The sequence below is a fragment of the Haloactinomyces albus genome, assembly GCF_031458135.1.
GTDB lineage: Bacteria > Actinomycetota > Actinomycetes > Mycobacteriales > Pseudonocardiaceae > Haloactinomyces > Haloactinomyces albus.
The window spans coordinates 2,483,657-2,497,439 of the sequence record NZ_JAVDXW010000001.1 but is presented as its reverse complement, the minus strand read 5'-3'; the positions used below and the strand labels follow the sequence as shown (position 1 = coordinate 2,497,439).

15 protein-coding genes are annotated in these 13,783 nt (G+C 68.0%); 10 read left to right on the top strand and 5 right to left on the bottom strand.

The window, feature by feature from the left end:
• Positions 1-645 carry a TrmH family RNA methyltransferase gene (locus JOF55_RS11705; RefSeq protein WP_310273472.1) on the top strand — a complete coding sequence of 215 codons (645 nt, stop codon included), beginning with the start codon at positions 1-3 and terminating at the stop codon, positions 643-645.
• A gap of 260 nt (positions 646-905) precedes the next feature.
• On the top strand, positions 906-1,847 hold the full coding sequence (locus tag JOF55_RS11700; RefSeq protein ID WP_374727461.1) for a DUF368 domain-containing protein: 942 nt from the start codon (positions 906-908) through the stop codon (positions 1,845-1,847).
• A gap of 63 nt (positions 1,848-1,910) precedes the next feature.
• Here JOF55_RS11700 and JOF55_RS11695 read toward each other — a convergent pair whose 3' ends face one another.
• Genes JOF55_RS11695 through JOF55_RS11685 form a run of 3 tightly spaced genes read right to left on the bottom strand, consistent with a single transcriptional unit; the run spans position 1,911 to position 4,062 of the window.
• Positions 1,911-2,192, bottom strand: coding sequence for a hypothetical protein (locus JOF55_RS11695; protein WP_310273469.1), 282 nt, complete (start codon positions 2,190-2,192; stop codon positions 1,911-1,913).
• A gap of 55 nt (positions 2,193-2,247) precedes the next feature.
• Positions 2,248-3,453, bottom strand: coding sequence for an N-acetylglucosamine-6-phosphate deacetylase (gene nagA / locus JOF55_RS11690; RefSeq protein ID WP_310273467.1), 1,206 nt, complete (start codon positions 3,451-3,453; stop codon positions 2,248-2,250).
• A 30-nt stretch (positions 3,454-3,483) separates the two neighbouring features.
• Positions 3,484-4,062, bottom strand: a complete 579-nt coding sequence (locus tag JOF55_RS11685; protein ID WP_310273465.1) for a SigE family RNA polymerase sigma factor — start codon at positions 4,060-4,062, stop codon at positions 3,484-3,486.
• 137 nt (positions 4,063-4,199) lie between these two features.
• Here JOF55_RS11685 and JOF55_RS11680 point away from each other — a divergent pair, with 137 nt between their 5' ends.
• The 4 genes from JOF55_RS11680 (at position 4,200) to JOF55_RS11665 (ending at position 7,533) form a co-directional block, all read left to right on the top strand.
• A complete protein-coding gene (locus JOF55_RS11680; RefSeq protein WP_310273463.1) occupies positions 4,200-4,481 on the top strand; it encodes a YciI family protein in 282 nt (93 codons plus the stop codon).
• Positions 4,482-4,770: 289 nt separating this feature from the next.
• Positions 4,771-5,805 carry a class II fructose-bisphosphate aldolase gene (fbaA, locus tag JOF55_RS11675; protein ID WP_310273461.1) on the top strand — a complete coding sequence of 345 codons (1,035 nt, stop codon included), beginning with the start codon at positions 4,771-4,773 and terminating at the stop codon, positions 5,803-5,805.
• A 63-nt stretch (positions 5,806-5,868) separates the two neighbouring features.
• Entirely contained in the window at positions 5,869-6,285 is a 417-nt protein-coding gene (locus JOF55_RS11670; protein WP_310273459.1) for a DUF3151 domain-containing protein, read from the top strand.
• 138 nt (positions 6,286-6,423) lie between these two features.
• Positions 6,424-7,533 carry an FUSC family protein gene (locus JOF55_RS11665; RefSeq protein ID WP_310273457.1) on the top strand — a complete coding sequence of 370 codons (1,110 nt, stop codon included), beginning with the start codon at positions 6,424-6,426 and terminating at the stop codon, positions 7,531-7,533.
• A gap of 47 nt (positions 7,534-7,580) precedes the next feature.
• On the opposite strand, the gene JOF55_RS11660 is transcribed toward JOF55_RS11665, so the two are convergent.
• Positions 7,581-8,285, bottom strand: a complete 705-nt coding sequence (locus JOF55_RS11660; RefSeq protein WP_310273455.1) for a hypothetical protein — start codon at positions 8,283-8,285, stop codon at positions 7,581-7,583.
• A gap of 173 nt (positions 8,286-8,458) precedes the next feature.
• Here JOF55_RS11660 and JOF55_RS11655 point away from each other — a divergent pair, with 173 nt between their 5' ends.
• Both JOF55_RS11655 and purD read left to right on the top strand, forming a co-directional pair.
• Positions 8,459-9,745, top strand: coding sequence for an adenylosuccinate synthase (locus tag JOF55_RS11655; RefSeq protein WP_310273453.1), 1,287 nt, complete (start codon positions 8,459-8,461; stop codon positions 9,743-9,745).
• A 171-nt stretch (positions 9,746-9,916) separates the two neighbouring features.
• Complete coding sequence (gene purD, locus JOF55_RS11650; protein WP_310273451.1) at positions 9,917-11,179, top strand: phosphoribosylamine--glycine ligase; 1,263 nt, start codon at positions 9,917-9,919, stop codon at positions 11,177-11,179.
• A gap of 31 nt (positions 11,180-11,210) precedes the next feature.
• Here the strand turns inward: purD and JOF55_RS11645 are convergent, their stop codons facing one another.
• Entirely contained in the window at positions 11,211-12,215 is a 1,005-nt protein-coding gene (locus JOF55_RS11645) for a threonine aldolase family protein (RefSeq protein WP_310278342.1), read from the bottom strand.
• A 167-nt stretch (positions 12,216-12,382) separates the two neighbouring features.
• Here JOF55_RS11645 and JOF55_RS11640 point away from each other — a divergent pair, with 167 nt between their 5' ends.
• On the top strand, positions 12,383-12,919 hold the full coding sequence (locus tag JOF55_RS11640) for a SigE family RNA polymerase sigma factor (protein ID WP_310273450.1): 537 nt from the start codon (positions 12,383-12,385) through the stop codon (positions 12,917-12,919).
• Positions 12,916-13,635: a hypothetical protein gene (locus JOF55_RS11635; protein ID WP_310273448.1), complete on the top strand. Its 720-nt coding sequence runs from the start codon at positions 12,916-12,918 to the stop codon at positions 13,633-13,635. The genes JOF55_RS11640 and JOF55_RS11635 overlap by 4 nt, the downstream gene beginning before the upstream one ends.
• The last annotated feature ends 148 nt before the right edge of the window (positions 13,636-13,783 follow it).

Sequence of the window (13,783 nt, the reverse complement as noted above, 5' to 3'; positions counted from 1 at the left end):
ATGGCCGAGGAGCCCGGCCCCACGGAGTGGGGGACGAGTGTGGGCGTCGGTCCGTGGGAGGGGCCGTGGCCGGAGGACGAGCGCTACGATCCCGAGCTGCTCGAACACGGTGATCGGCGCAACGTCGTCGATCAGTATCGGTACTGGCGGCGCAGCGCGATCGTGGCCGACCTGGATACACGGCGGCACGGTTTTCACGTGGCGATCGAGAACTTCCAGCACGATCACAACATCGGCACGGTGGTGCGTACGGCGAATGCGTTCGCGGCCAGTGCCGTGCACATCGTGGGTCGGCGGCGGTGGAATCGGCGCGGGGCGATGGTGACCGATCGTTACCAGCACGTGCATCACCATCCCGACCTCGACGGTCTCCGCGCCTACGCCGTCGAGCACGGTCTGACGGTCGTCGGGGTCGACAACACACCGGGCTCGCAGCCGATCGAGCGGAGCGCGCTGCCCCGGGACTGCGTGCTGTTGTTCGGTCAGGAGGGTCCGGGGCTGGGCGACGACTCTCGCCGTATCGCGGATCTCGTGATCTCCATCGCCCAGTTCGGATCGACTCGGTCCATCAATGCCGGTGTGGCCGCCGGGATCGTGATGCACACCTGGGTCGCCCAGCATGCCCGGCTCGACGACGCGTGGTGAGCACGAATCCGGTGCGTTCGGATGGACGATGTGCCCGCCCTGCCGTCTGATCGCGATGGCATCATGAAGTTGTCCAGCGTCGGCGGATCCATACCGGTGTCCATGCCGTCGGCACGGCAGGCGGCTCGTGCGGTGCTCCGGGGAAAGCGGCCGTGTCCGCCCTCGTACACGTCAACCGCCGTGGCGATGCGTGGTACGGGGACGCCGCACGACTGCAGCCGGTGAGCGAAGTCCGTGTGCCCCACAACGAAATGCAGGTCATGAGCAAATCAGTACGCACGTATGCGGCGAACGCGGTCCGTGGTGGTCTCATCGGTACCGCCGAGACCATCCCCGGCGTGAGTGGCGGCACCATCGCCCTCGTCACCGGGGTTTACGAGTCACTGATCAACTCCGCCGGGCACCTGGTCAGCGCGGTGAAGTTGGCCGCGACCGATGTACCTCGCGGTGCCGGGTTCTCCCGGTCCGCAGCGGAGTTGCGCCGGGCGCACTGGGGCGTGGTCCTGCCGGTGCTGATCGGGCTGGTGTGTGCGGCATTGTTGGCGGCCAAGCTGCTGGAGCCGGTGCTGCATCACTACCCGACGCAGTCACGTGCGATGTTCTTCGGTCTCGTGTTGGCTTCGCTGTGGGTGCCCATCTCGATGATCGAGTGGCCGTGGCGGCTGTTCGACGTGATCGTCGCGGTGGTGATGGCCGCGGTGGCGTTCGTGCTCACCAGCCTGCCACCGACCTCGGTGTCCCCGAACCCGGTGGTGGTGGCGCTCGCGGCCGCGGTGGCGGTCTGTGCCCTGGTGCTGCCCGGGGTTTCCGGTTCCTTCTTCCTGTTGACGCTCGGGTTGTACGAGCCGACGATCTCCGCGCTGAACGACAGGGACCTCGGCTACATCGCGACGTTCGGTCTCGGTGCCGTGATCGGTCTCGCCCTGTTCGTCAAGGTGCTGCAGTGGCTGCTGGAGCACCGCCGCCGGATGACGCTCGTGGTGATGACCGGGGTGATGGCGGGCTGTCTGCGCGCGTTGTGGCCGTGGCAGGGCAGTGACCGCACACTGCTCGCCCCGACCGAGAACGTGCCGAGTTCGGTGCTGTTCTTCCTCCTCGGTGTGGCCGTGGTGGCGGGGTTGCTCCTGCTGGAGCGCCTGACCGGGCGAGGTCACCAAACCGGAAGTGACTCCGACACCGTACGGATCCCCCAGTCCCGGTGATGAGCCGTTCCGCGGGAGTGCTCGCTTCGCACGCGGGCACTCCTCGCACGGCCGTGCTGTTCGTCACAGGATGGTGACGACACCTCCGATCGCGCCCGCCACCAGGCCGAGCACAAGAGCGAACAGCAGTACCCGCAGGACCGGTAACCGGTTCGGTCTCGAAAGCGCGGACGCGCGGGCGATGTTGCCCGAGGCAAGCGCTCCCGTGCCCGCTCCCGTTCCCGCTCCTGTTCCCGCTCCTGTTCCCGCTCCCGTGCCGGTGTCCGGGCTCGCATTGCTCGCCGCCTGCGCGCGCAGCGCCGAGGACAACTGCCGTTCGGGATCGTCACCGGTAGGGGTGCTCATGTCTCCAGACTAGGCAGCGGTGTCCTGGTGCCGGTCAATTTCGCGAGAAATTGACCTACCCACCCACGCCGGGAATCCAGCTGCCGTCCTTCATGATGCGCCGCGGCCGCAGCTCCGCGTCCAGGACCACCAGGTCGGCAGCCAGGCCGGGCCGCAGTGCGCCGACGCTCCCGGACAGCCCGAGCAGAGTGGCCGGTGTCGTCGAACAGGCGAGAACCGCCTCGGTGATCGTCATCCCGCATCGGGTCACGAGGTTGCGCAGCGCCGTATCCATCGTCAGTGTGCTGCCCGCCAGCGCGCCGTCGGCCGACCTCGGTTCACCTTCGCTGACCGTGACGGTGCGGGTACCGAGCTCGTAGGTTCCGTCGCCGGCTGCGGTGGCGCTGATCGAGTCGGTGACCGCCACCGTGCGGCTTGCTCCCACGTGCTTGGCGGCCAGTTCCACGGTGGCCGGGTGCAGGTGCACGAGATCGCAGATCAACTCGACCGTGATGCGTTCGTCGGTCAGCAACGCCCCGACGGGTCCGGGTGCACGATGATGCAGCGGCGGCATCCCGTTGAACAGGTGGGTCGCCACCGTCGCTCCTGCCTCGACCGCGGCGAGCACCTGATCGATCGAGGCACCCGTGTGCCCGATGGCGGCGAGGACACCGTGCTCGGCGAGCAGGCTGATGGCCGGTACCGAGTTTTCCAACTCGGGAGCCAGCGTCATCATCCGGACCGCTCCCCGACCGGCGGCCAGGAGCCGGTCGATGACCCGGAGGTCCGGTGGCCGCAGCAGAGCGGGGTCGTGAGCACCGCAGTGTGCGGCGGACAGGAAGGGACCTTCCAGGTGGATCCCGGCGAGTGCTCCCTCGGTGACCAGGTCGCTCAACGAGCTGATCTGCTCCGCCAGCTCCGCGGGCGGGGCGGTGACGAGGCTGGCCAGCAGTGTCGTGGTGCCGTGCGAACGGTGCGTGGCCACTGCGGTTCGTGCCTGGTCCACATCGAGGCTGGTGAACGAGCCGCCTCCGCCGCCGTGGCAGTGGATGTCGACGAACCCCGGAACGATCCAGTGGCCACCGACGTCGACCAAGGGGGTCGCGGGCGGGGGCCCGGTGCCGAACTCGCTGATGATCCCGTCCGATATCCGCACCCACCCGTCGACGGGACCTTCGGGCGTGACGAGGTGTCCTCCCGTGAGGGTGAGCGTGTCGATGTCACTCGAGGTGGCGGTCTCCCGGGTGGCGGACAACGGTAGACCGGTCGGCGGAGAGTCCATGGTGCCCACGCCTTCGCAGAACCATCCCATTCAGCTGTGGCCCATGACTTTCTGGAGTGCCTCCAGCGCACGGCTTGCAGTGGATTTCACGGTGCCTTTCGAGATACCGGTGGCTTCGGCGATCTCTCCTTCCGACAGGTCACCGTAATACCGCAGCACCAGGACCTCCCGCTGTCGAGGTGGCAACTTTCCCAATGCCGCCACGATGGCCTGGTGTTCGGCGGTGAGCATCGCCAGCGACTCCGCCGACCGGGCATCGGGTTGATGCGGGGGCTGGTAATCGCGGGCGGTTTTGCGTCGTCGCAGCACCGAACGGCTGCCGTTGACCACGGCCGTGCGCAGGTATCCGACTGCGGCCTTGGCATCCCGCAACCCGGACCAGTTGCGATAGAGACCCGTGAACGCCTCCTGCACGACATCCTCGGCGGTTGCCGGTTCGTCCACCAGCAGGATCGCCAGGCGCACCATGCGCATGCGCTGGTCGCGGTAGATGTCCTCCAGTGTCAGCGGCTGGTTCGTCGTTTCGGCGATCGAGGAGTCGAGAGCACGCAGGTGCCCGAGTGTCTGTTCGACCGAGCGCTCGACTCCGGTTGTTCCTTTCCCGCCCACGGCATGCAAGGTACCGGCTGTGGCGTCCCGTGTCGCCGTAGCGGGTAGCGTCCGGAATCACACTGTAATTGATCAATTTGGTCGGTCGGTTCGCTTCCGCTGCGATCCGGTCGGCGCGAGGGCGGAGGTCCTTGACGATGGCGAGGTTCGTGGTCGATCTGGTCTACAGCGACAACCGGGAGCGGCGGATGGAGGTTCGGCCCGCTCACCGGGAGTATTCGAAGGCGCTGGCCGACCGTGGGGTGCTGTTGGCTGCGGGGCCCTACACCGACGACCGGGGGGCGATGCTGATCTACGAAGTGGCCGATGCCGTCGAGCTGCGCGAAGTGCTCGCCGCGGACCCCTACGCGGAGGCGGAGGTCGTCGCGGAGACCACCGTCCGTGAGTGGAATCCCGTGACCGGAAGTTGGCTCACCTGAGCGGTGGCCGACTCGCCCACCGGGTTGTCCGGAGCGGGCACCCCGGCACGGATGGATCCCCGCAAGCGGGATTTCCCGATCCACACGTGTGCGGCTTGGGTCCGCCTGTCTCCTCCCTGTGAGGATGATGACAACGGCTGGCATCCGCAACGATCCAGTGCCCTTCACTGTGCAGCACGTGTCGCGCAGTGGAATTCGAAGACCCATTGGGCGCACGCGCGTGGGGTCACGGGATTCCGCGCACTTCCCTCATCACCGCCCTACGACTCCACCCCGAGGAGGACGACCGATGCCCATTGCGAGCCCCGAGGTCTACACGGAGATGCTCGACACGGCCAAGGCAGGCGAGTTCGCCTACCCGGCCATCAACGTGACCTCGTCGGAGACGCTCAACGCGGCGCTGCGTGGCTTCGCCGAGGCCGAGAGTGACGGCATCATCCAGGTCTCGACCGGTGGTTCGGAATTCGCCTCCGGAACCAAGGTCAAGGACATGGTCACCGGTGCGGCCGCGCTGGCCGAGTACGCCCACGTTGTCGCCGCCAAGTACCCGGTCAACATCGCGCTGCACACCGACCACTGCCCCAAGGACAAACTCGACGGCTTCGTCCGTCCGTTGATCGAGATCAGCCGCGAGCGCGTCAACCGCGGCGAGAACCCGCTGTTCCAGTCGCACATGTGGGACGGCTCGGCGGTCGAGCTGCACGAGAACCTGCAGATCGCCACCGAGCTGCTGGAGGCCACCGCCAAGGCCAAGCAGATCCTGGAACTGGAGGTCGGTGTCGTCGGCGGCGAGGAGGACGGCGTGGCCAACGACATCAACGAGAAGCTCTACACCGCACCCGGTGACTACGAGCACACCGTCGAAGCACTCGGCGGCGGCGAGAAGGGCCGGTACATGCTGGCCGCGACGTTCGGGAACGTGCACGGCGTGTACAAGCCGGGCAATGTCAAGCTCCGCCCGGAAATCCTCAAGCAGGGCCAGGACGTCGCGGCCGAGAAGCTCGGCCTACCCGCCGGTTCCAAGCCCTTCGACCTCGTCTTCCACGGTGGTTCCGGCTCGCTGCTGGAGGAGATCCACGAGGCGGTCTCCTACGGTGTCATCAAGATGAACATCGACACCGACACGCAGTACGCCTTCACCCGGCCGATCGCCGATCACATGTTCAAAAACTACGACGGCGTACTCAAGGTCGACGAGGAGGTCGGCAACAAGAAGGTCTACGACCCGCGCAGCTATCTCAAGGCCGCCGAGCAGTCCATGGCGGCCCGTGTCGCCCACGGCTGCGAGACCCTGAAGTCGGCCGGGAGAATGCTCGCAGGCTGACCGCGGCTTGCCACGCGGCGCCTCCTGCGCGATCGGGCGGTGATCCCCTGGCAGGATGGGGCCATGACCCACGGGAACAACCTGCTCGAACCCCCCGAAACCCGGCTTCCGGAGGACACCGAGGCACAGGCCGAACTCGACGCGGGCACCAACGCGACCGAGGTCGCCGCCCGTCATCCCACGTTCAGTGCCGCATGGGCTCAGCTCGGTGCACTGGCGCTGGATTCGGGCGAGGTTGTCGCCGCCTATGCCTATGCCCGCACCGGGTATCACCGTGGCCTCGACGCACTCCGCAAGTCCGGTTGGAAGGGCTTCGGGCCGGTGCCGTGGAGTCACCGTCCGAACCAGGGCGTGCTGCGAGCCGTCGCGGTGCTGGCCAAGGCCGCTCTCGCCATCGGCGAGAACGAGGAGTACGAGCGCTGCCGCCAGTTGCTGGCGGACAGCGATCCCGTCGCGGTCGATGCCAACGACCTCACCTGAGGAGCGGCCACCGCATCGGGAAATGCAGTTTCGCGCGAAACCGCAAAAATATAAAACTGCGGTTTCGCGCGAAACCGTCGCCCACAGCGGTCCGGCCTCCACCCCGTTGGCCGCCACCCCCTGAAGGACAATAGCGGCGTGCACCGATTGCGCCAGGAGCTCGCCCGCCGCTTGCGCCGCCTGATGCGGACCGGTATCCCGATCGTTCAGTGCGCCGTGTCCGCGGGGATCGCCTGGGCGCTGGCCCGGCATGTGATCGGGCATCCGCAGCCGTTCTTCGCTCCGATCGCCGGAGTCATCGCGCTCGGCGTGTCCCTGGGGCAGCGGATGCGCCGCTCGCTGGAACTGGTGGTCGGTGTCAGCATCGGCGTCGGTGTCGGTGATGTGCTGGTCTCGGTCATCGGTACCGGGCCCTGGCAGATCGCGCTGGTCGTGTCGCTGGCGATGAGCACCGCCGTGCTGCTGGACAGCGGCGGTGTGATCGTCATGCAGGCCGCCTCGTCGGCGGTGCTCGTGGCGACGCTGCTGCCACCGACCACGGCGGGCGGGTTCAATCGAATGGTCGACGCGGCGGTCGGTGGTCTGGTCGGTTTCGTCGTCGCGATGCTGCTGCCGCAGAATCCGCTGGCCGTGGCACATCGGCACGGTCGTGTCGTGCTGGGTGCGCTGGCCGACGCGCTGCGGGGCGTGGCAGGTGCGGTCTCCCGCGAGGACGTGGACATGGCCTCGGACGTGCTGGCCCGGGCACGGCAGAGCCACCGCTCGGTGGAGGAGTTCCGATCGGCGCTGCAAACCGGGCTGGAGATTGCCCGGTTCGCCCCGATCCGCAGGCACCGGCGCTATGATCTGCAGCGCTATCAGACCGCGGCGACACCGGCCGACCGAGCGTTGCGCAATACCCGCGTGCTGGCCCGTCGGGCACTGGCGGCGCTGCGCGATGGCGAGCCGGTTCCGGAACCACTGCCGATGCTGCTGGAGGAGCTGGCGGGAGCGGTGACGTTGCTGCGCGACGAACTCGCCAGTGGGCAGGATGCGCTGCAAACCCGAGAAGCAGCACGCTCCGTTGCTCGCAGATCCACTGTGGAGATGCTCGGCGAGTCCGACTTCTCCATGCAGGTGGTGGTGCTGCAGGTACGTTCGATCGCGGTCGATCTGCTGCAGGCGACGGGATTGAGTCGTTCCGAGGCCACTGCCGATCTGCCTCCGTTGCACTCCCACGCCGATGAGGACGACGAGAACGACGGGTGATGCGGCGCGGGCAGCCGTGGTGAGTGCTCAACCGGCTCCGACGGCGGTCACGGCCGCACGAGCAACAGGTCCTCCGTATGGCGATACCACGCCCACTTCCGCATCGGACGTGGGTGGGCAACTCCGTCGCACAGCACGCGAGCTTGCTGAAAACTCGCCTGGGTCGCACGGCCGTACGCCGTCGCACGACGTCGGCGCAGGAGCCGGCGGCGCACGACAGTGGCTCGGAGCCCGTCCATCACGGGCGCCGGTTCGGTCGCGATCGGATCGGCTGTGGGTTCCGGGAGCGCTTCGGCGTCCGGGTCCGGCGAAACCTCCAGGCCGAGCGCGGAACCGTGTAGAATTCGCTGGTCATCGCAGTATGCTTGGCCTGTGATCGGTGCGATCGTCCCGGTGGCGATGAGGACTCCGCCGTTGTCGTCGCGGATCAGCGGAGCAGGGCGGGCTTGCCCCTGCAGCGCGAAGGCGAAGGCACCCACCGGGATCTCCCACAGCCGACTTGCCGCCGAGGCGGTGACCGGGACATATCCCACGGTGAGCTCCTGGAGCCGGTTCTTGCGCAGCAGGCGTAGCACCACGGAGGCCAGGTCGGCATCGGTGCCGTGCACCACCACTCGTCCGGTCGCCTCGGCCAGGACCGGGTCGACGTCCGCGCGGCCCGGTGTGGCGGGTACATCGATCCACCGCACACCGTCAGCAGCAGGACGTGTTGCGTGGTCGATGTTTCCGCAGGACAGTGCGATCGTCGTCACGTTCGGCTCCTGGTTTACCCTGTTCGATCGGCGTAGGTGTCGCGTGGAAGTGCGGATTCCGGGCTCATGGCGGATGCGGCGGAGCACGCGGCCGCCACAGCGCCCTGCTCCCACCGACCTTCCACCCCCGACCCCAGACACCGACCACCTCCAGTGACAGGTTGGAGTTTCACATGCCGGCGATCGTGCTGATCGGAGCCCAGTGGGGCGACGAGGGCAAGGGTAAGGCGACCGATCTACTCGGCGAACAGGCCCGATGGGTCGTGCGCTACCAGGGCGGCAACAACGCAGGCCACACCGTGGTGCTGCCGAACGGGCAGGACTTCGCGCTGAAGCTGATTCCTTCCGGCATTCTCAGCCCGGAGGTGCACAACGTCATCGGCAACGGGGTGGTGGTCAATCCCGAGTCGCTGATCGAGGAACTCGACGGCCTCGAAAGCCGCGGAGTCGACACCAGCAAACTTTCCGTGTCCGCCGACGCGCACCTCGTCATGCCGTACCACGTGGCGATCGACCGGGTGACCGAGCGTTACCTGGGCAAAAAGCAGATCGGCACCACCGGGCGCGGAATCGGCCCGTGCTATCAGGACAAGGTCGCGCGTGTCGGTGTTCGCGCGCAGGACCTGCTCGACGAGAAGATCCTGCGGCAGAAGGTCGAGGCCGCCCTGGAGTTCAAGAACCAGGTGCTGGTCAAGGTCTACAACCGCCGGGCGATGGATCCCGACGAGGTCGTGGACACGGTGCTGACCCAGAGCGAGAAGTTCGCCGGGCGGATCGCCGAGACCAAGAACATGCTCAATCAGGCACTGGCCCGTGAGGAAACGGTGCTGCTGGAGGGGTCGCAGGGCACGCTGCTCGATGTCGACCACGGCACCTACCCCTTTGTGACCTCCTCGAATCCGACATCGGGCGGGGCGTGCTCCGGCTCGGGAATCGGCCCGACGCGCATCAGTTCGGTGATCGGGATTCTCAAGGCCTACACCACCAGGGTGGGAGCGGGGCCGTTCCCGACCGAGCTGACCGACGCGGCGGGGGAAAACCTGCGCCAGGTAGGCGGTGAGGTCGGCGTCAACACCGGACGGAATCGCCGCACCGGCTGGTTCGACGCGGTGATCGCCCGGTACGCGACCCACGTCAACGGCATCACCGACTACTTCCTGACCAAGCTGGACGTGCTGTCCGGGTTGGAGACCATCCCGGTCTGTGTCGCCTACGACATCGACGGGATGCGCGTGTCGGACATGCCGATGACGCAGACCGGTGTGCACCATGCCGTCCCGGTGTACGAGGAGCTGCCGGGGTGGCAGGAGGACATCAGCGGCGCCCGCACATTCTCCGATCTCCCTCCGAACGCGCGCGCCTACATCGAGCGCCTGGAGGAGCTGGCCGAGGCCCGGATGTCGGCGATCGGTGTCGGCCCCGGCCGGGATCAGACCATCGTCCGCCACACCATGGCATGAGGCTCCGGTCGCGGCTGACCTCACGTGGCCCCTCCGTGGGCACCACGCCGCCGTAGGCGCGGCCTTCGCCGATAATGCCGAAGGCCGCACCGGCCCCGGGAGTGTCCCGCGGGCCACACCGCGGTGGGGGCGGGGCCGTATCGTCGTCAGCCGGGTCTTACGCTGCAACCCGTGCGAATCCTCGTGATTGGTGCCGGTGGCAGGGAACACGCGATCGTGCTGGCGCTGTCCCACGATCCGTCGGTGACCGCGCTGGCCTGCGCCCCTGGCAACGCGGGCACCGCAGCTCTTTCCGAGTCCTACGGTGTGAACGCATCCGACCCCGACGAGGTGGCCGAACTGGCCACGACATGGCGTGCCGACCTGGTGGTCCTCGGCCCCGAGGCACCGTTGGTCACCGGCGCCGCCGACGCTGTCCGCGCCGCGGGCATCGCCTGCTTCGGTCCCTCGAAAGCCGCGGCGTGCATCGAGGGTTCCAAGGCGTTCGCCAAGGACGTGATGACCACGGCCGGTGTGCCCACCGCGCACAGCGAGACGGTCGACAACCCGGCGAAGTTGGACGCGGCCCTGGTGCGGTTCGGCCCGACCTGGGTGGTCAAGGACGATGGCCTGGCAGGCGGTAAGGGTGTGCTGGTCACCGGCGACTTCGATCAAGCCAGGGCACACGCCCTCAAGCTGCTCGAAGACGGTCACCCGGTACTGCTCGAGAGCTTCCTGGACGGGCCGGAGGCTTCGCTGTTCTGCCTGGTCGACGGCAACACCGTGGTGCCGCTGGTGCCCGCGCAGGACTTCAAGCGCGTCGGGGACGGTGATGCCGGACCGAACACCGGTGGCATGGGCGCCTACGCTCCGCTGCCCTGGGCACCGGAGACGCTGGCCGAGGACGTCGTGCGCACGATCGTGCAACCGACCGCCGAGGAGATGACCCGGCGCGGCACGCCGTTCTCCGGTCTGCTCTATGCGGGACTGGCGCTGACCTCCAGTGGCCCGCAGGTGATCGAGTTCAACTGCCGATTCGGTGATCCGGAAACCCAGGCGGTGCTGTCGCTGCTGCACACACCGCTGGCTGCACTGCTCAATGCGGTCGCCCGCGGGGAACTCGCCGACCACCCGGCCCCGGAATGGGACTCCGGCTCGGCGGTGACCGTGGTTCTGGCCGCCGAGGGGTATCCGGGGCGGCCACGACTCGACGAGGTGATCACGGGCAGCGACAAGCGGGGCGTCCTGCATTCCGGCACCCGGCGACGTGAGGACGGCGCCGTGCTCTCGGCGGGCGGGCGCGTGCTGTCGGTCGTGGCCAACGGTGCGGATCTGGAGTCGGCGCGCGAGGAGGTCTACCGACGGGTCGCGGAGGTGAACCTGCCCGGCGCGCACTACCGCACCGACATCGCGCTGCGTGCCGCTCGCGGCGAGGTCGCCCTGCCCGTGGGCTGATCGTCGCCGCGGCGAGAGGTCATGCCACCCCCTACGACCTGCCGAGTCGGTGTAGGACCTCCTCGACGTCGGACTTGCTGACATTGCGGTGCGTCACGAAGCGCAGTCGCCCCTCCATCGGCACCGCGAGCACTCCGGAGTCCTCCAGACGTGCCAGTGCCAACCGCACGTCCGGTACCGTTACCAGGACGATGTTCGTCTGGGGCGGAGTCACGTCCCAGCCGAGTTCGGCGAGTCCTTCGGCCAACCGGGTTGCCTTGTCGTGGTCCTCCGCCAGCTCGTCGATGCGGTCGAGCGCGACGATCCCCGCCGCCGCCAGCACACCGCCCTGGCGAACACCTCCACCGAGCATCTTGCGCGTTCGCCGGGCTTCGGCGATGAATTCGGTACTGCCCGCGACAACCGAGCCGACCGGCGCCCCGAGGCCCTTGCTCAGACAGGCCTGCACGGTGTCCACTCCCACGGTCAACGCGGCGGGGGGAACACCAAGCGCGATGGCGGCGTTCCAGATCCGGGCGCCGTCGAGATGTACCCGCAGCCCACCGTCCCGGGCTGCTGCGGCGAGTTGTGCGTGCTCGTGCGGTGGGATGACCACACCGCCTGCACCGTTGTGGGTGTTTTCCAGGCACAGCAGTGTCGTGCGCAGAGCGTCGAAGCGCGTTCCCGCGCCGGTGTGTGCTCGTACGGTGTCGGCGGGAGGTCTGCCGGGGCCCGCATCCCAGGGCAACGCCTCGGGCATGCCTCCAGCCAACCATGCGGCGGAACCGAGCTCGTGGGTCAGCACATGCGCGCCGCGAGGAGCCAGGAACCGGTCGCCGCGCTGGAGGTGCAGTGCCATCGCGATCAGGTTTCCCATCGTGCCGCTGGGCACCCACAGAGCATCGGCGGTACCGAGCAGATGCGCTGTTCTGGCTTCCAGCGCACGCATGGTGGGATCACGGTCCAGCACGTCATCACCGACTTCGGCAGCGGACATGGCCGCTACCATCTGATCATCGGGACGCGTGACCGTGTCGGAACGAAGGTCGACGGGCACCGGTTTGGTCACAATTGGATCACATCACATCACTCCGGTTTCGGGAAAGCAGGTGTTCTCCTGGCATATACCGGGGGCAGGTGAATTTCCGGTCTCGAACGTGCAACCGTAGGAGTCACACGTCCCGTCCAAGTCGATGCAAGCACACAAGGAGCGGAGAGTTCCGCGTGGACCAGCGCGAGGAGCAGGAGTTCGCGGAGTACTTCGCGGCTCGGCGGGAGGCGGTGCGTCGGATGGCGTACATGATGTGCGGTGACTGGCACCGTGCGGACGATCTCGCCCAGACGGCGTTCATCGCCTTGCATCGCCGATGGCGCAAGGTGCGGGACAAGGGGTCGCTGGACGCCTACGTCCGCCGCACCCTGACGCGGGCGGCCATCGACGAGTCCCGCAGGCCGTGGCGACGTGAGCGTGCCGTCGAGGCGCTGCCGGATACTCCCTCCGACTCCGATGATGTGGCGAATTCCGTGGCCACGCGGCGCACGCTGATGGCGGGCCTGCAGAAGGTACCGCGCAAGCAGCGGGCCGTGCTGGTGCTGCGATATCTGGAGGGACTCGACGTGGCGGGGGTTGCCGAGGTCATGAAGTGCAGCGAGGGCAACGTGAAAAGCCAGTCCGCTCGCGGGCTGGAAACACTGCGGGAAGCACTCGGTGACGAGCTCGGTGATTTGCGGCCGATGTCGGGAGGAGGTGCAGGTCAGTGAACGAGCGGAAGCTCGAAGAGCTGTTCCGCGATGCGGCACATGCCGCCCCTCCTGCGTCGTTCGACGAGCAGGACATCGCCAAGGGCGCACGTCGCGTGACGGCCCGCAGACGCATGGTCGCCGCCGGTGGTTCCCTGGCCGTCGTCGCGGTTCTGGCAGGTGGCCTCGGAGCGGGTACGGGAGTGTTCACCTCCGAGGTGAATCCCCAGGCCGGACCGGCACAGGGCGGACCACCGCAGGGCGGGACCGAGCAGTCCCCGACAAATCGGGCACCCCGCACGAGCGATCCCCACAGTGGACCGACCGTGCTCGGCGTCCCCCGAGCGGGGCAGGGGCAATCGGGGCAGGATCACTGCGGACCTCCGGACCGGGACCTGGCGGCTGCGCTGGCGCAGCAACTGCCCGAAGCGACCCAGGCGACGACGCCGGTGGCCGCCGACAGCTGCCCCCGGGGTTCACGAACGGCCTCCTTCCAGGTGCGACAGGGGGCGGCCGCAGGAAACGTCACCGTGGTCCTGAGCCCTGCCGGATCCGTGCCCTCCGAGCAGCGCGGGCCCGGCGAACAGCAGCAGCCCGACGGCACCAGACAGGTCACCGAGCGGGCGGACAGCGGCCACATCCTGATGGTGCGCAGTAATCCCGACTCGGGCTCACCGGCCGCTCCCTACGCCGAGCGACTGCCCGCGATCGCGGATCGCCTCACCGGTCGCTTCTGAAGGGCATTCCGCTGCCGAAGGCATTCGCCCGCGCCGAAGGCATTCGCCCGCGCCGATTCATCCGGCTTTCCCGGCATGCTGCCGGGTGCGCTTCTGCGGCCCGGCCGAGCAGCACGTTCGGCCACGATCGGAGCACGCCGTTGGGCGC

What these genes read in the sequence shown, in the direction of transcription:
- JOF55_RS11700 (WP_374727461.1), top strand. Translation starts at nt 906, where the DNA reads ATGAGCAAATCAGTACGCACGTATGCGGCGAACGCGGTCCGTGGTGGT.
- JOF55_RS11695 (WP_310273469.1), bottom strand. Translation starts at nt 2,192, where the DNA reads ATGAGCACCCCTACCGGTGACGATCCCGAACGGCAGTTGTCCTCGGCG.
- fbaA (WP_310273461.1), top strand. Translation starts at nt 4,771, where the DNA reads ATGCCCATTGCGAGCCCCGAGGTCTACACGGAGATGCTCGACACGGCC.
- JOF55_RS11705 (WP_310273472.1), top strand. Translation starts at nt 1, where the DNA reads ATGGCCGAGGAGCCCGGCCCCACGGAGTGGGGGACGAGTGTGGGCGTC.
- JOF55_RS11655 (WP_310273453.1), top strand. Translation starts at nt 8,459, where the DNA reads ATGCCGGCGATCGTGCTGATCGGAGCCCAGTGGGGCGACGAGGGCAAG.
- nagA (WP_310273467.1), bottom strand. Translation starts at nt 3,453, where the DNA reads ATGGACTCTCCGCCGACCGGTCTACCGTTGTCCGCCACCCGGGAGACC.
- JOF55_RS11680 (WP_310273463.1), top strand. Translation starts at nt 4,200, where the DNA reads ATGGCGAGGTTCGTGGTCGATCTGGTCTACAGCGACAACCGGGAGCGG.
- JOF55_RS11670 (WP_310273459.1), top strand. Translation starts at nt 5,869, where the DNA reads ATGACCCACGGGAACAACCTGCTCGAACCCCCCGAAACCCGGCTTCCG.